Consider the following 17,896-nt stretch of genomic DNA (forward strand, 5'->3'; position numbering starts at 1 on the left):
TTAGAAAAATCCGCAAGGACAGTGTCACTTCTCACACGTTTAAGCCCGTCGCCAGACAGTGTTTGCAGATGAAAGACTGGGCCGATATCACCCAAACGTGGCGACTGGATATGCTTGAGCGTGTGGTTTTCCCCGCCATCGGCAAACTTCCTATCAGGGAAATCACACCGCACCACAATCTTAAAATTTTTCAGGAAACGGCTAAACGCGGCGCTCCGACTGGTAACGCAGTAAGACCAGACTCTGGCATCAGGAAACGCAGGTGCTCCAGGTCACCGATGGCACTGAGAAAATCATGATCATCAGAATGCGTATGATCGTGCAGAATGCGTTAATCGCCTTTGTTTTTCGCTGTTATTTCCGCGAAATGATGATTAAATTCGTTCAGGGACATTATCCACAGAGTCTGAGGCTCATCAAAGCGTGACTCGGATTGATCGCAGGTAAGTACAGTCTTTAACTTCATCATCAAAGTCATCTCGCAAACAGAGGCAGGGAAAGAATGAGGGAGCTTGCACCCGATGGCATCACCGGGATGCCGTCACGGACGGTAGAGTATCTTTGTCGCCAGATAGCACGCCTGCTGAAAGGAGGAAGCCTGACCCCTGAGACCTGCGAGCGTATCTTTGCTTTCTGTGGAATCAGACCGTCAGATGCTCAGTGGCGTCAGTTTCTTATCCCGGTTCTTTCCTGTCTGGGATTACTGTCACTGGTTACCGGAGCGGTGTTCTTTATTGCCTGGAACTGGGCCTGGCTGCCGAAAATGGCGAAATTTGCCCTGGCCGAGCTGTTTATCGTCGCGCTGGCGGTGATTGTCTGGTGGCGCTGGTACAGCACGCTGGCACGCAAGGCATTACTGGCGACAGGGTTAAGCTTCGGTGCCCTGTTTGCGCTGTATGGACAGATTTATCAGACTGGTGCTGACAGCTGGGAGCTATTCCGGGCCTGGTTATATGTTCTTCTGCCGCTGGCGCTGATTGCCCGGCAAAACAGCCTGTGGTTTTGCAGCTGGCTGGTCGCTAACCTGGCGTTCCAGCTCTATTACAACACCCTGCCGTCGTCACTGCTGGATCTGGCCGCGTCTGACAGTTTAACCAGGCTTCCGACCACTGTGCTTTACGGATATCTGGCGTTGCTGGCAGCCTGCCTGATTGTCAGGGAAGCACTGGCCTGGCGCGCGATAACCCATCATCCCGAGAGCTGGCTGGCAAGCCGCTGGTTCTCGCGAGTCATGGCTGGATTTTTACTGCTTCAGCTGACCGCCATTGTGGCCGGGAACCTCTCTGACTGGGGCGGCGGTGACCACCTTCCTTATATCACGGGCGGTTGGGTGATCACCCTGCTGGCAGGTTATTACCTGTACCGTTACCGCTATCAGGATCTCTGCATGCTGACGCTGGGCATCGCCAGCCTGACCGTTGTCGGCTGTGCGCTAATCATGCAGTTATTTCTTTTAGCCTACGATACGGGCGATCTGTTTTTGACCGGCGCCCTGATGGCATTCTGGGTAGCGGTAAATGGTTCAATTCTGCTGAAGTGGCAACGCAAACTGGTTGAAAAGGGGCCAATCGATCTGGTTCCGGCCAGGCTGTCGTTACTGACAGACACTTTGCGTCAGCAGGGTTTGCTGAGCGCCTCGCAGGTTGAGGAAATTAAGCAACGCGGTCACGCATCCGACCTGCCCTGGTATCTGAGGCTGGCGCTAAGCGTCGGAGGCTGGGTGGCGGCAATCATCATTCTGTTACTGATGATACTGATGCTTTATGCCACTGAACTGCTCGAAGATCCGAATGCTGCCACCCTTATTATTCCTTCGCTGCTGCTTGCCGCCATTGCGCGTAGCCTGTTACGCAGTCAGCGTGACGGTAAACATCACCTCGGCCTGGCATGGGCGATTGCGGCAACGTGCGGACTGATAACCGGCGTTCTGCTGCAAATCCAGAGCAATGACGCCAGCTTTATTATGCTGAGTTCACTGACTGCCTTGCCGATCCTGGCCGCGATGGCGGTGGCTATGCCCGACCGCACTTATCGGTTTATGGCCATCACCGCCCTGACCTTTTTCCTGGTGCTGGCGGGCGATTCTATGGCACGGCTTTACCTGTCTCCGATGGCTACACGCCTTGCTGTGTCCGTACTGGTGGCGGCGGTCATATGTTTGTGGATGTGGACAGTCAGTCATCAGTTGAGGTTACAGGCTGGGCAGTGTGCTGACGCGGTACATCCCCTGTTGTATGGCATACCTTGTGGGCTGATGTTGCTAAGTTTCCTTGGGATTAACGCGGCTTATCTCACGGATTTCCTCTGGTCAGCATCGCAATTTTCCACGCTTCAGTCTGCGACAGGCCCAGGGATCGCGGCTGGCTTAGTGCTGAGTGCGCTCAGTCAGAAAAGGCACAGCCAGCCGCTGTTTTCGAGCATTACGCTGCCCGCTGCGCTTATCTGTGGGGCTGCCGCCCTCTATGCACCGGGTATAGGGCTGGGATTATGGTTAATTCTGATGGCACGTTATCAGGGAAGTCTGGGGTTAATGGTGGTCAGTGGCGGTTTCATGGTGCTGTATGTCACTGGCTGGTATTACTTTTTGGAGGTAATTTTGCTGCAGAAATCCCTGCTGCTGCTGGTCAGCGGTCTGGTTTTTCTGGGGCTGGCATGGGCAGTCAAAAAAGTATTACCCGTACAAATCGGAGGTGCCAGTGAGAATGCATAAACAGTGCCGATGGCTGGCCGGCGCTGTGATAGCGCTGGCGTTGATAGCCGTTAATGTCAGCATCTGGCAAAAAGAGCAGTTGCTGAAGCAAGGCGCGGTCATGATTTTGCCTCTTGCCCCGGTTGACCCGCGATCCCTGATGCAGGGTGATTACATGGCGCTGAACTATGCCCTCACCCGTCCTCTGGAACTGACGTTGTATCAACAGGCTGAGTCCTGCGGTGCGACCCTATCAGCGCCATGCCTGCCCACCAGCGGAACCCTGATTGTTGACCTCGATGCGCAGCGTCACGCGACTCAGGCCCGCTTTGATCAGGGGGAACCTCTGCAGCCGAATCAGCTACGGGTGAAGTACCATCAACATTCCGGTTCGCTGACCGTCGGCACTAACGCCTGGTTCTTTCAGGAAGGTCATGCCGACAGATTCGCGCAGGCACGTTACGGGGCATTTCGGGTGGGAAGCGATGGCACGGCTCTCCTGACGGATCTGCTAAATGAGCAGGGTAAAGCGATTCAGCCCTAAGGATGCGAGACGCTCACTGGCCTGGCGCTAAATACCCTGACAGGCGGCCTTAATATCCTTATTGCCCGGATGCCCGTCACAGGTCGACAAAAGGTTGCTGTGCCGGAAGCCTGTTTTGCGATTAAGCCTCGCGCCGAAAATTTAAGCGGGTACGCTGCATCAATATAGCTATTCAGACATTGAGAAAATTATGCCGAACATGATTAACGATAAATGGATTAGGGTATCTGTGATGTCAGCGATATTTAGTAGTTTAGTGGGTTCATTACTGGTTTTAACCTATCTTTCCTGGGGAAAAAACATTACACCCGTAGTGGGTCTCATATTTAATTATTTTTTCATCGTTATGGTGAGTATTATTGGCACTACGATGGGATCAATGATAATCGGCATGCCATTAGCGATGATTTCAAAGAGATTTTTTCCTGACGCTGCCCTGAAGGGGTGCTTTTTTATCATGTGCTCTGCGCTCTTCATGTGGCTGGTTATACTGGCATGGCCTGTTATCAGGATATGTGAAATGCCTTATTCGGATATTTTGCTTTTAAGCCCCTATGCTTTCTGTTCAGCTGCCGCACTTGCTTATCTGGTCTACTGGGATTGATGAGTATTATATCAATCAGGATCGGGGCAGAAGGACCGTTAATGAAAAGAGCTAATGGTATCATTTTTCAGCAAAACATATGGAAACAGGTGAGTCCAGGGCGTAGGAATTCCGATGTTTTCCAACCCCCTGTGAGCAGTTTTAATTACAGACTCACCTGGATGTTAATTAGACAATGTTTACGTGACATCACGCGATCACATTTTGCCTGCCAGATAATCATGGGTTCTGCTCGAAATATTGTTTATCCATCTCGACAAGTTTCTTTTGTAAACCGGCCTCCCCTTCAGCCACTTCGTGAAATTTACTGTAAATATAAAGATAAATACGCTCGGATGACGCAGCCATAAACATGTCTGGCGAAGCCATATTTGGGAAGCGACTTATCACTTCGGGCTGTAAAAAGATGACATCATTCCCGAGGTGACCAATCATTCCGCGCCCCCAGTTTCCCGCACGGAAAAGGGCACGCGCGCTGCTCTCTTCATTGCCCCCCTGACTCCACCCGATCAGTTTCAGATAGTTACTGACGGCCACCAAGTCTTCTGCATCCGTTTTAGCCAAAAGATACTCCGCGTTGCCTGTGAAATAAAATGCTCAAGGTTCAGGGGCTCAGCCTGCCGGGACGGCCGAGAAAATTCGCTAAACGGCAACGCCAGCGTGTTCACCATCAACAGAATAAAATCTATAAAGGATGACAAGAACTGCCCCAAAAAGATGGCCATAGATAGATAACACAAGTTGCGTGCACGAACCTGAGCGTGGCTTTTCTCTATAATCATGTGATTCACCAACGGATCAGAGAGCACGAATCCAAAGCCCATAAGTATTCCCACTACCATATTGCAGAGAGAGCGAACGAGCCATCAAATTCAAGTATGTTATTGATTAGTCGATGAAAGAATTTTTAGAAATACGAATCGGAAATCCTTAATTTATGAGAACGTCATGCGTATCTCCTGAGGGCACATCAAACACATTTGAAGTTCATGCGAAATCCTAATTATGTCATCCGGGAAGACTTCCATGCGTAAAGCAGAAACCGGGAACGTAAAATTATCGGCGTACTGAACTCTGCAGAAACTGGTCAAAACGTTAAAGATGCATGTATAGAGGCTACCAGTACTGCGATCAACTGCTACAACAGTATGTCTAATCGAGAGCACTATTAGAGATGAGAACACATTAGGAATTATTGACGTTACTATTATGCTCAGCATGACTTTGCTTCGTTATATTTAGGATACTCTACCTTATGAACCGCTGATGTAGATGCGGACAGAGATGACCAAATGTTTCATACTGGCAGTAAGAATATAATGAATATTGTTAAATTTTATCGAGCTAAAAAGATATATTCGTCAAATTTTAAAAAACGAAGTTACAAATAAGTTTTAGAACAAAAAGTAACCAGAATTATTAAATGGATATTTCTAAATGCACACTTTAAACAAAACTTAAATCCATAAACCAAATATTACTCAGAATAAAAACCTTTTTATTAGCAACTTATCGTTATTAAATTTTGCCATCTTCGTTAAGCAGTTAACTTAGTAGTGCCTTGCAAGGACTGGTAATCGAACCGGCAATAGCACTGGTAATAGCTCTGAAGCAATATATTGTTTCAGATTATTGAGGAATTTGATGGATTTAGAAAACACATCAGTTAAGGAATGGAAGGTAAATATGAAACTTAAAAAATTTGTTGGTGGTGCTTTAGTTCTGTTGAGCGCAACATCTTTGATGGCCAACGCAGCCGTTAAAGATCAAGGCCACGGCACTGTAACTTTTACGGGTTCAATTATTGAGGCTCCATGCTCAATTACTCCGGAAACGAAGGATCAAACCGTCAGTCTTGGGCAAGTATCAAATGTAGCATTAAAAGACGGCGGTCACTCGACGCCTAAGAACTTCTACATCAAACTTGAAAACTGCGATTTAACCAGCACAGACCCTGGTAAGAATAACACTGTCACAGTGAGTTTTACTGGCGCCAGTTCTATTGATGGTGCAGACCTGCTCGGTATAACAGGAACAGCTAAAGGCGCGGGCATTGCGCTAACTGATGGTGCAGGGAATCTTATTAAGCTGGGAAATCCGACAAGCGCACAATCCTTAGGACAAGGGAATAACACTCTGAGTTTTGCAGCTTACCTTCAAGGCAGTAAGGCTGAAAAGGCCGTGATCGTGCCCGGAGAATTCCAGTCTGTAGCAGATTTCACATTAGCGTATCAGTAATTTATATAACAACCTGTAAAACATGCGGGGTGACCCGCATGTTCCATCTTCGGAGCTTCAGATAAGACCTGTGAAGAATAATGAATGAAATTAGCTTGTTAAGATGAATAATAATATTGGGCATATAAACATTATCTATCAATAAATATTCGTTATTTATTAGAGACTGTGAATTATCTGTCGCCCAATCCCCATTGTACAATTTGATAATTTATTTTTCGATACAGGGATTAAAGATATGGTGCTTTCTAAAAATGAGAAAATGCTGCATCTACATTTATATACTGTAATATCGCTTTGTATATGCATTAATTTAAACTCACTAGTTTATGCAGACGATAATGTTCAGTTCAATACGGACATTCTTGATGTACAAGATCGAGAAAATATTGATTTAAGTCAGTTTTCACGTAGCGGGTATATCATGCCTGGCGCCTATACAATGGTCACTTATATAAATGACGATGAATTAGATGAAGAAGACGTAGATTTTTATCAATCTGAAAATGATGCTAAAGAAAGTTCACCTTGTATATCAAAAAAAATTACCATGATGCTTGGTTTAAAGACAGAATATTTGAAAAAGCTAACTTGGTGGCATCAAGGCCAGTGTCTCAATATTGAAAGTCTGAATGGCGTGAAAGTGCGCAGTGAACTAGCCTCATCTTCCTTGTATCTAAACATCCCTCAGATTTACCTGGAATACAGAACAAAGGACTGGGATCCTCCATCGCGCTGGGACGACGGCATACCTGGAGTTATATTCGACTATAATTTTAATGCACAAACTCAGTTTGAAAACATAAAAAAACCAAACACGAATAACATCAGCGCGAATGGGACTACAGGTGTTAATTTAGATGCCTGGCGTTTAAGGGCTGATTGGCAGGGAATCATCAACCACAATAGTAATAATGAAAACGATTCTCAACGTTTCGATTGGTCGCGCTTTTATATTTACCGACCGTTACATAATTTACGAGCTCTGCTTACAATGGGTGAGGATTACCTCGATTCAGCTGTGTTTGACAGCTTCCGTTACACAGGTTTGAGCTTGAGATCGGATGATAAAATGTTACCGCCAAACTTAAGAGGATATGCTCCAGAGATTAATGGCATAGCTAAAACTAATGCTAAGGTGACTGTTAGCCAGCAAGGAAGAGTTATTTATGAAACTCAGGTCCCAAGTGGTCCTTTCAGAATTCAGGACATTAACGAAACCGTTTCAGGGGAATTAGATGTTCGTGTAGAAGAACAAAATGGAAGTGTACAGAAATTCAAGATAAACACTGCGGATGTGCCCTATCTTACCAGGCCGGGACAAATTCGTTACAAATTTGCGGCTGGAAAACCTTCTGACTGGCAACATCACACCATTGGCTCAATGTTTGGTTCGGGAGAATTCTCCTGGGGTATGAATAACGGTTGGTCGCTTTATGGAGGGTTGTTGGCTGGAGACGACTATAACTCTATTTCTATCGGTGTAGGCCGTGATTTGATGGTGATTGGCGCGTTATCGTTTGATATAACGCAATCGTATGCCGTTCTGCCATACCAAAACAGCTCACTTACTGGTGACTCATACCGTCTTAGTTATTCAAAGACTTTTGATGAGATAGACAGTAAAGTGACTTTCGCAGGGTACCGTTTCTCCGATGATAATTTCATGAGCATGTCTGATTACATCAATGCGAAAATTTATAATGAAAGAACAGGTAGTAGTAAGGAAATGTACACGGTAATTTTCAACAAACAATTCAGAGATATAGGCTTAAGCTCATATTTAAATATAAGTCACCAAACCTATTGGAATCGATCTGCCAACGACCGTTATAGCTTATCCGTTTCCCGCTACCTGGATTTTGGCAATCTAAAAAGTTTGAGCGTGTCTTTTTCAGGATATAGAAATCGCTATAATAAAATCACAGATGATGGAATGTATCTTTCTTTTTCAATGCCATGGGGTAATAGCTCAAACATAAGTTATAACATGGATTCCACTCGTCATGACATGTCGAATAAGGTGACATATTATGATAATGTTGATGAACATAATAACTATCAATTGAGCACTGGAAAGTCTAATTCTGGAGTTAATCTAAATGGTTATTTAACTCATCAAGGCGATATTGGTGAGGTTAGCGCTAACGCAAGCTATCAAGAAGGTAGTTACAGTGCACTTGGCTTTAGTGCACAAGGAGGTATCACTTTAACTACGCAAGGGGGTGCACTTCACCGGTCAGCTGAACCGGGAGGAACTCGGCTTCTACTTGACACTGATGGCGTAGCGGGAGTACCAGTCCGGGGCTATGGTTCAACAACTAAAAGCAACTATTTCGGTAAAGCCGTAGTGACGGATGTTAACAGCTACTACCGCAGTCAGGCTAGTATCGATATTGACCAATTGTCTGATAATGCTGAAGCTACAAAATCAGTGGTGCAGGCTACCCTGACTGATGGGGCAATTGGATACCGTCGTTTTAATGTTATTTCAGGTGGCAAGGCTATGGCTACTATAAAATTAGTAGATGGCAGTTCACCACCTTTTGGAGCCACGATAGTCAATGATCAAAAACAGGAAACCGGAATAGTGAGTGATGGTGGAACCGTCTATCTAAGTGGTATCAGGCCGGGTGAAGAGATGATTGTAAAATGGAACAATAAAGAGCAGTGCGTGTTCTCCTTACCCCATGAACTGCCGAAAAATAGCTATAACAACATGTTTTTACCATGTGAGAGCAACAGCAATAGCATGTAAGTATTATTCACTGATATTTTTATAGGATAAAACCATGAAACTAAGAATTAAAAAAGCATTTATACCGACTTTATTTTTACTTAATTTTTTCATTATTATTCCTGCCAAGGCAGCAATCGCATTAGACCGCACTCGGATTGTATTTGACGGTTCACAGAAGTCAGTAAGCCTGAATATTACTAATGAGAATAAGAATTTACCCTATCTGGCTCAAGGATGGATTGAAGATGAAAATGGGAAAAAAATTAATGGCCCCTTAATAGTGTTACCCCCAGTTCAACGGATTGAGCCGGGAAAACCAAGCCAAGTTAAAATTCAGGCTTTACCTACTGCCGCTCAATTACCACAAGACAGAGAAAGTCTTTATTATTTTAACCTAAGAGAAATTCCTCCTCGGAGCGATAAACCCAATACGCTGCAGATAGCTCTGCAAACGCGTATCAAACTTTTCTACCGCCCGGAAGCGGTCATGCAGAGCAGATCTAAGATGGAAAACCCATGGCAAGAGAAGTTGATTGTAAAAAAATTGGGGAAAAATTTTATGATTAAGAATCCCACACCCTATTACATTACTATCGTTGATGTAAGAAACCAAAATGCGGCAGCAGGCGTGAATGGATTTAACCCTATCATGATCTCTCCCAACGAGGAAATGCAATTAGGCGTTAGCGTGCCATCAGTGGGGGAACATCCTGTTATCACTTATATCAATGATTATGGTGGTAGACCTCAGCTGATTTTTAACTGCACAGCTAATCCTTGCCAGTTAATGCCAGCTAAAAAGTTTTGATCTTGTCAAGAACGATAACTTTACGCCGCGATTAAATTGCTCAAGATAAACAGGTAATATCCTATTCTATTACAGGCTTTTTTCTGAAATTACAAAAAATTGAGTGAGAGCTTTTCTTCCATAGTTTTATCGCTACGTACCAAATAATTTTAATATGATAAGTAGATATTTACAGGTGTTCATATGTTAAAGAGAGTAATAAAACATCTACTTTTTGTTTCTTCGATGGTATTAAGAACATTTACCATCTACATGGTAGTGATTAGCGCAAGCGCGATTGCAAATACCACAATAAATATTTCCGGTACTGTCCTTGCAGCGCCCTCATGCGTCATAAACGGCAATAAAAATATCACAGTCGATTTTGGTGACCATATAAACAGCTTACTTATTAATGGAAGTAACTATGTGCGAGATGTTGATTATTCTCTAGAGTGCAAAAATTTCACTTCTAATACAATGAGATTAATGCTTGAAGGAACAGTAGCTGAATTCGATGGTAACTCTTTATTAACTAATAACCCAGATCTAGCTATCGGGATTAAAGCAAATGGCCAAAGTCTTGCAATCAACAAATGGTTTACTTTCGTCTACCCCTCGAAACCAGCATTGCAATCTGTGTTACTCAAACGCGCAGGTGCAAATTTAAAGCCCGGTCACTTTAGTGCCGCCGCAACGCTTAAGATCGATTATCAATAACGTTCTCACAATACAATATTGATGATATATTTACAAAATCAATCTCAAACTACGAGAATTTTATACCCAACATCTTCTTAAGCTTTTAAGGAGATGGTTAAAATCTTTATTTGATAGCTTTTGTGTTACGCCTACAAAAAAATTAGTTAATACAACTATTTTAACATCCAGTTTTCACTACATATTAAACTGCAATCATCGAATTGATTTAGCTGCTATGCGGAGACATTTTAAAAAATGAAAAAAATAACCTATTTTATAATTTTGGGAATCGCTACTCTATATTTTCATCTCGCAAAAGCGAATGTAGCAGTTGACTGGGAGTTACAGGGAGATGATCTACATTACACAATTACATCTGCAACTTATTCACCCGGAGGCAATAAAGATATGAATTGCGGAATCTTAGGGGGAAAGTGCTTTGTTCAGATGGGACTGTCTTCTTCTCCATTTCAAGATGTACAGTGGAAAGATTATGTCTCTTTGAGAGGGAGTCAAACTTTCTCAGCTGTAGCCCAGGCCTGGAATGCTAAATATATGCCAAGAAGTGGTGTTATTTATAACTGGATAACTATTAATTCTATCAAACCGAGATGCATAAATTTATATATCTCAAGTGATATTGCTGGTGCTGCATACATGGGTAACTCATGTACTGGGACAATGAACCCTCCGCCTGTTGTTCCTCCAATTCCGCCATTATCATGTGATATTGATGGTTCTATAAATCTGGCTCATGGAGTTTTAAGCAATAATTCACTCAATGGAAACACAAAATTCATAAATTCACTCGTGCACTGCACTCGGGCTGCATCGGTAAAAATAATAGTTATAGCTAATCAGGGCGGTGATGTAGTGAAATTACGCTCCGATGGAAGTCTCAATTCTCAGCTAAAAGTAAATGGCGTTAATGGAGTGAGCGGTGTTACGCTATCAGTCCCTGGACCTGGAGGGATAAATGTGCAATTTTCGTCAACTCTCGTTACTAATGGTGAGGTATCACCCGGGGATTTTTCAGGTTCAGCCGTAGCCCTTCTCACAATATTATAATGTATTAAACACCTTTATTTTAATGTACAGACTTAAACTATTACCTTGTAGACCTTTTAAAAAAGCGTAAAAACAGTCGTTAACCTGCTGCACTCAGCTCGTCAGATACCCGACCGACTCCCTGCGGCAGGTTATATCTATTCGCTCCGGCATCTAATTTTCCTGACATATCACAGTAGCGCGATTGGCTTCCGTTAATTTACCCACAGGCTGTTACATTTCCCCTACCCCTTTCCAGCTTGTAAAATAGCACCCGCCAGTAAATCCTATTTTTATAAAACCAATATGATAGCGTCTGTTAATATACAGCAACCCGGCCGGGGTTAGTTCTAATCCACTGGTTCTCTGGCTATCGATAATTACACATAAAGTACAGACTTAAACGAACGGTATAAAGCCTCTTTATTGTGATATCGGAAATTTTGATGATACAATCTATGGAATATAATTGGTACCCTCCCACATGGCCAGTTATTGATTAAGCATAATTTTACCGATATCCTTTCTCAGCTTTCGATTTATTGCCTGTTTTATATTATAGACCTTTTTGACAGTCAGCTTTAGAATCTGCGATATCTGGATTGGTGAGTGGCCTCGCAATGATAAATCAATATGGAAGACCTCCTCCCTGTTCAGTCTTTTAATTTTTCGCATATAGGACGTATGCGAACAATAGGCAGACAATGTTAGTATTTCCAACACTTTGCTTATATTACAATCTGTATAAATAGCAGTATATATGCGCTTATCCCGCAGCACCCAATACTCTGCTAAAGGCTCCATAATACTGTCACAGATAAGGATTATCTTCAGGCCGCTTGTTCTTAGGCGATCAATCCACTCATTGTTGGTGAATAAACGTAGGTTAGGTGCTGAAAAATCAATAAATAAATAATCTTGCTTTATATCGACATTAGTACACATCCGAGCAATGCATTCAATTCCTTTACGAAGATAACAATTTGAATCTGGCCATATTTTTATCTCATTCGTTTCATACATAGAGAGCGACTCCTTTAATTTTCGTGATTCATCCTTACTGTTAATAATATAATCAGCATAAAAGCATTAGAAATATTAATGACTATACTTAATTTAGCGCACTGAAAATAAAACCACTGCATGCTAATTTAATCTAGCCAGACGCGCTTCTTAATTTTAGTGCACATCCATGACCTTCTCCTCTCTTCACGGTGAGATAATTGTGCTCGAGGGGGGGTGTTACAACAACTTGTATGATAACATGTGTTATAATAAAGAATATTATATTGCATTTCTGTCTTTATAAAGGATTTTCACTGCGCGAGTAGTGATTCTATGGAAATTTAAAGATAAAATTAATGCTTCTAAAAGGTGCCATTTTGCTGGCACCTGCTGATAAAAGAGCTGAGAACAGGATTGTCAGTTGGCTTAGTAAGAAATTAGTGGAGTTACCATGTACTTTATTCTGAACAAAGGCATTAAGTTTACGCCTGAAACAAATGAATTGTCGTTAATCCCTGATGGTAAAAACGGCATACTTATATCTAACGCAGCATCACGTTTGCTTGTCGAGATGGTCAGGAATGCAAATGAAGTGGTAAGCCGTGATGTTCTCCTGCAGAAAGTATGGGAGGATTACGGATTTAAAACATCTTACAATAACCTGTATATGGCCGTGAGTGAAATAAGAAAAACATTTGAGATACTAGGGTGCAATAAAACTGTAATCATTACGATCCCTAAAGTAGGAATTAAGCTCGTTGCTGACATTGATATATTTGATGCTTCTGAAACAAAACTCAAGCCTTTATTTTCAGAAGAACTTTCAAAGGTTACCCCAGAGGTTCCTTCATCAAATGACACCTTCTCTGATCCGAACATAGATAATCCACCCGAAGATAAATTCGGGTCAGACATTGAAACAATCACATTAAGCGCGGAAAATAAAAATTATCTTTACCGATGGATTCTCCCACTGTTAATTATGGTGTTGAGCATGACAATTTTCTACTATCAGCTCAACAAAAAATTGGGTTTCTCGCCCTTAGTTCAGTATGACGTATTCGATTATCGTTCATGCCGAATCTATATCATCAACAGTAGCGTAGGCTACAATTTAACACTCTTGAAAGAAAAAGCGCTTAAAAATCTTAATGATAATCACGTTGATTGCGGCAGCGAGAAAAAAAGCATCTATTTTCAGGATAACTTCATTCGCTCAGGAAAAATTAATGAGTATACGCTTGGCGTTTGCTCACGATCTCCCGGTAAAAACAAATGTGAGACTATTAAGTCTCTGGCTGGATAAATATGTTAAAATCAAATAAATTTTTTTACGCTGTATTGATATTAACACTGCTGCTTGGCATTTTAATTAATTACTTTTATTTTAAAAGTAAAAACCTGGTTTATACGTGTTCATCCGAATTAACCTTATCTTATCCAGATGGCAATAACATTTACGCATCATTTAATGGGTTTATTTTTAGCAATGGAACAGGGCTATCAACATATCGTGGTACAGTGGTAGGAAGAAATAGAGAATATGCTCTGAATTCAGATTTTCCCTTTAAGATTCATGGCAATAAAATCAATGTCATTGTTTATGGATCAGCAATAAAAAAATACAATGATACCACTCCAGATAATATGATTTTTCGTGAGATGTTAAGTAAAGATGCAACCTACTACCTTTCCTTTTATACATCACCTGAGGGGGATATAGTCGTTAAGGACAGAGGTGCTATAACCTATATCTGTTCTCACTGATGCTTACGTATCAATGTGGCTCATCTCACGACTTTATTCTTATGTGCCAACTCGATATGTTGGCACTCCATTGAATGTAAGCCCCTTTCATCATTAAAACTAAGAAAGGGGTATACTGCTCGATTCTTCACCCTTCAACAGCAACTGCGAGGCAGGCCGATGCGATATGCGTTTAGCTGTTAAGATACCGCTTCACGCCTCTGGGTGAGCTTAAATTTTTTCGAATTAAATTATGCACACTTTTATTTCTCAACGCTCACGCAATGCTTCGTTCATTTTATTCAGCGGCTTAAGCAGGTAATCGAGGATGCTTTTATTTCCGGTTTTGATGTCTACCGTGGCGATCATACCGGGGAAGATATAAAACTTCTCGTGGTGCTTATTTTCCAGGTAATTTGCATTGGTTTTGATCTTTACGCGGTAGTAGTAGACGTCGCGGCGCACATCATCCTGAATGGTGTCCGGTGAAATTGTCGTCACTTCGCCGTCTAAACTGCCGTAGATCGAGTAGTCGTAGGCAGTGATTTTGACTTTGGCTTTCTGGCCCGGATGAATAAACGCCACGTCGCGCGGGGAAATTTGCGCTTCCACCAGCATCTGGTCGTCAATCGGCACCAGCGTCATCAACATGCCGTTAGGCGGGATCACGCCACCGACGGTGTTAACCTCGATATTCTTTACAATGCCTTTCACCGGCGAGAAGAAGTCCAGTCGGTTGAGGGAGTCTTTGCGGCCTAAAATCACCGAACGCTGAGTCTCGATCTCCGCATTGGCTTTCGCCAGCTCCTCACCCGCGCGGACGTGATACTGCGTTTCCAGATCGGTCGCCTTGCTTTCCATTTCGTTAATCTGCCGTTGCAGCCGCAGTACTTCGACATCGCTCGCCGCGCCCTGTTTGACCAGCGGTTTGGTCATCGCAAGCTCGCGCCGGATCAGTGCCACCCCCTGTTTCAGGCCAGAAAGCTGCTTCTCGAGGCTGTTGCGGCTGGAGTTGTACAGCTCAGTTTCCGATTTCACCAGATCCGGCTCGTTGTTCAGCTCTGGTGGAAACACCAGCGGGGTATCGTTGATTTGAGCGGTCAGACGCGCCGCCGTCGCCAGCGCCGCGTGCAGACGGGACAGACTCTCCTGTACGCCGGACTCGGTTTTAGTGCGGTCTAGCTGCGCCAGACGCTGGCCGCGCTCCACCACTTCACCCTCCTGCACGTTGATGCTGTGGACAATCCCGCCCTCCAGCGACTGCACGATCTGTTCGTGCGAAGAGGGAATGACTTTGCCAGTGCCGGTGGTCACTTCGTCCAGCGTATAAAAGTTCGCCCACAGCACAAAACTCAGCAACATCAGCGCCAGGCTCCAGACCAGAACGGTCGAGCGCGGCAGGGATTTTTCCGCCAGCGGCCGGTGATACTGTTTTTGTCCATTTATCGCTTTTTTGCGTCCGATCATGATGCCCTGTCCTTATTCGCTGGTTTAACGGCCTGAGCGGGCTGTCCTTTTGGCCTGAAATGTTTATTCAGGATCTCATCTTTGCTGCCATCGAGCGTGATACGGCCGTTATCCATCACGACGATGCGATCGACCAGCTGCAACAGCGCCAGACGGTGCGTAGCGATCACCAGGGTTTTGTTTTTCCCCCACGCCGACAGGTGATGTATCAGGTTCGCCTCGGAGATTTCATCCAGCCAGGCGGTGGGTTCATCCAGCAGTAATACCTGCGGCTGCATGATGATATGCCGCGCCAGCAGCAGTGCCTGGCGCTGACCGCCGGAAAGCCCGACGCCGCCTTCGTGGATCAGGAAGTTCAGACCGTTCTCTTTTTGCTGCACAAAGGGCAGCGCGCCGCTGATGATCAGCGCCTGATGGATCTCTTCATCGGTAGCCTGCGGGCGGCCCATGGTAATGTTGTCACGCACCGAGCCAAAGAACAGCCGGGCGTGCTGGTTATGCAGCGCCACGTCGCGGCGTAAATCTGCCGGATCGATCTGTTTGATGTTGACGTTATCCAGCACCACCTGCCCTTGCTGAACCTGCTGCATCCCGGCCAGCACCTGCAACAGCGTGGATTTCCCCGCGCCGTTTTTGCCCAGTACGGCAATCTTCTCGCCCGGCGCGATTTTCAGGCGGGCGATGGCCAGATTGGCGACTTTCTCTTCTTCGTCGTAATAGAACACCGCGTCATTGAGCTGATACTCACCGGCGATTTGTGCCTTGTGGACCATTTTCTGGCCATCTTCCCGATCGATAGGCCGTTGCATCAGTTCATCCAGCCCTTTACGGGCAACTTTGGCCTGCTGCCAGCGGGAAAGCACGCCGGAGATCTGCGCCAGCGGCGCGATAGTGCGCGAGGCCAGAATGGTGGTTCCGACCAGCGCACCGGTGGTCATGTCGCCGTTCATCACCAGATAACACCCCACCAGCAGCACAATGGCATACACAATCGACTGCACTTCCTGCGTCCAGGTCATCAGCAGGCTGGTGAGAAAACGCTGACGCATACTGATATCGGCGGAGACTTCGTTACAGTGGTTCCACTGGTTCTGGAAACGCTGTTCGGCGCGCATCAGTTTGATGTCTTCAAGGGATTCCACCGCTTCCACCAGCGAGGCGTTTCGCACCGCGGATTCGCGCATCCCTTCGCTGGCGAGCTTCGCCAGGGGTTTTTGGATAAGCAGACCGGGGATCAGCAACAGCGGAATGGCCAGCAGCACCACAAACACCAGCGGACCGCCAATCATCCACAGAATGACCGTGAACAGCAGGAAAAACGGCAGATCGGAAATCACGCTGATGGTAGTGGAGGTGATTAACTCGCGCACCGATTCCAGTTCACGGATTTGCGAAATAAAGGAGCCGGTGGATTTGGAACGGGCACTGTTTTTAATGCGCAGCGCGCGGCCAAACACCCGGTCGGATATGCGCAGATCGGCGCGTTTCCCTACCACATCAGAAATATGGACGCGGACCATGCGCATCACGAATTCGAAAACAATGGCGATCATCACACCGCCAAATAGCACCCACAGCGTGGGGATGGACTGCGACGGAACCACGCGGTCGTAAACCTGCATGGAGAACAACATGCCCGCGAGCGCCAGCACGTTGGCGATCATCGCTGCCACCATGATGTCGCTGTAGCGGCGCCAGTCTTTCAGCGCCAGCTCCCAGAACCAGTTTCTTTTGTAGGGCTTGATGTAGTTATCAACGCGCGCATCGGGAATGGTTTGCAGCGGTCGCAGCAGCGTGATGCTCTGCACCCGCGCTAACAGTTGTTCAGCCGTCAGCGGCGTTTCCAGCCCCTGATCTTCGGTAAATTGCACGGCGCATTGGCCGCTGGCGTCCATATGCGTCACCACGCCCAGTCGGCCATTATCCAGCGCAACGATAAACGGCACCGACATCGGGTCGAGATCCGCCGGATGAAAATCGCGGGTCACACGTGCCAGTCCGAGCTTTTGCGCCATCTCATCGAGCACGCTCTCCTGCGGTGCGCCCATCTCCCAGGCGAGGGTGGCTTTCACATGCTCTTCTGAGTAATCCAGACGATAGTGCCGTGCAACATCCAGCATGGCGCTCAGCCACGCCGCATACCCCTTTTGTTTCTCCGCCTGCGCGGCGCGACCGTCGACGACCGCTGCATCGGGTGCGCTACTGCTTTTATCTGACATGGTCTCTTTATTCATCTGCATTGTTCCCTAATTCACTGTTCCTTCACGTTCATTCCAGAACATGATTATGGAGCGGGAGCAGCGGAGCAGAGACTGTGCCCTCTGCCC

Annotated in this window: 13 protein-coding genes and 1 pseudogene; 11 read left to right on the plus strand and 3 right to left on the minus strand. The window is 45.3% G+C overall.

Translation table 11 applies throughout. The annotated features are described in order from the left end of the window. Positions 1–5 precede the first annotated feature (5 nt). The 4 genes and pseudogenes from ID864_RS23750 to ID864_RS15680 all read left to right on the plus strand — a co-directional run. Positions 6–221, plus strand: a pseudogene (locus tag ID864_RS23750) (phage integrase central domain-containing protein); the annotation flags it as partial. Between the two features lie 281 nt (positions 222–502). Beyond that, positions 503–2,710: a DUF4401 domain-containing protein gene (locus ID864_RS15670; protein WP_191150053.1), complete on the plus strand. Its 2,208-nt coding sequence runs from the start codon at positions 503–505 to the stop codon at positions 2,708–2,710. Then, positions 2,703–3,233: a GDYXXLXY domain-containing protein gene (locus tag ID864_RS15675; RefSeq protein ID WP_048916271.1), complete on the plus strand. Its 531-nt coding sequence runs from the start codon at positions 2,703–2,705 to the stop codon at positions 3,231–3,233. Before ID864_RS15670 ends, ID864_RS15675 begins: the two co-directional genes overlap by 8 nt. A 199-nt stretch (positions 3,234–3,432) precedes the next feature. Next, complete coding sequence (locus ID864_RS15680; RefSeq protein ID WP_224750524.1) at positions 3,433–3,837, plus strand: hypothetical protein; 405 nt, start codon at positions 3,433–3,435, stop codon at positions 3,835–3,837. A gap of 219 nt (positions 3,838–4,056) precedes the next feature. Here ID864_RS15680 and ID864_RS15685 read toward each other — a convergent pair whose 3' ends face one another. Then, a complete protein-coding gene (locus ID864_RS15685; protein ID WP_224750525.1) occupies positions 4,057–4,401 on the minus strand; it encodes a hypothetical protein in 345 nt (114 codons plus the stop codon). Between the two features lie 1,122 nt (positions 4,402–5,523). On the opposite strand from ID864_RS15685, the gene ID864_RS15690 reads away from it, so the two are divergent. The 7 genes from ID864_RS15690 (at position 5,524) to ID864_RS15720 (ending at position 14,123) form a co-directional block, all read left to right on the plus strand. After that, positions 5,524–6,075 carry a fimbrial protein gene (locus ID864_RS15690; protein ID WP_048918830.1) on the plus strand — a complete coding sequence of 184 codons (552 nt, stop codon included), beginning with the start codon at positions 5,524–5,526 and terminating at the stop codon, positions 6,073–6,075. Between the two features lie 238 nt (positions 6,076–6,313). Beyond that, entirely contained in the window at positions 6,314–8,833 is a 2,520-nt protein-coding gene (locus ID864_RS15695; RefSeq protein WP_224750526.1) for an outer membrane usher protein, read from the plus strand. Between the two features lie 34 nt (positions 8,834–8,867). Further along, positions 8,868–9,623: a fimbria/pilus periplasmic chaperone gene (locus tag ID864_RS15700; protein WP_191150055.1), complete on the plus strand. Its 756-nt coding sequence runs from the start codon at positions 8,868–8,870 to the stop codon at positions 9,621–9,623. A gap of 183 nt (positions 9,624–9,806) precedes the next feature. Further along, the gene (locus ID864_RS15705) at positions 9,807–10,322 is read left to right on the plus strand and encodes a fimbrial protein (RefSeq protein ID WP_191150056.1); all 516 of its coding nucleotides are present in this window, start codon (positions 9,807–9,809) and stop codon (positions 10,320–10,322) included. A 237-nt stretch (positions 10,323–10,559) separates the two neighbouring features. After that, on the plus strand, positions 10,560–11,372 hold the full coding sequence (locus ID864_RS15710) for an MrpH family fimbial adhesin (RefSeq protein WP_191150057.1): 813 nt from the start codon (positions 10,560–10,562) through the stop codon (positions 11,370–11,372). A gap of 1,435 nt (positions 11,373–12,807) precedes the next feature. Beyond that, entirely contained in the window at positions 12,808–13,662 is an 855-nt protein-coding gene (locus ID864_RS15715) for a transcriptional regulator (protein WP_191150058.1), read from the plus strand. Between the two features lie 2 nt (positions 13,663–13,664). After that, on the plus strand, positions 13,665–14,123 hold the full coding sequence (locus ID864_RS15720) for a hypothetical protein (protein WP_191150059.1): 459 nt from the start codon (positions 13,665–13,667) through the stop codon (positions 14,121–14,123). Positions 14,124–14,372: 249 nt separating this feature from the next. On the opposite strand, the gene ID864_RS15725 is transcribed toward ID864_RS15720, so the two are convergent. Further along, positions 14,373–15,569, minus strand: coding sequence for an HlyD family type I secretion periplasmic adaptor subunit (locus ID864_RS15725; protein WP_224750527.1), 1,197 nt, complete (start codon positions 15,567–15,569; stop codon positions 14,373–14,375). Then, entirely contained in the window at positions 15,566–17,803 is a 2,238-nt protein-coding gene (locus tag ID864_RS15730; protein ID WP_263575965.1) for a type I secretion system permease/ATPase, read from the minus strand. The genes ID864_RS15725 and ID864_RS15730 overlap by 4 nt, the downstream gene beginning before the upstream one ends. Between the last annotated feature and the right edge of the window lie 93 nt (positions 17,804–17,896).

It is taken from the genome of Erwinia aphidicola, assembly GCF_014773485.1.
GTDB classification, from domain to species: domain Bacteria; phylum Pseudomonadota; class Gammaproteobacteria; order Enterobacterales; family Enterobacteriaceae; genus Erwinia; species Erwinia aphidicola.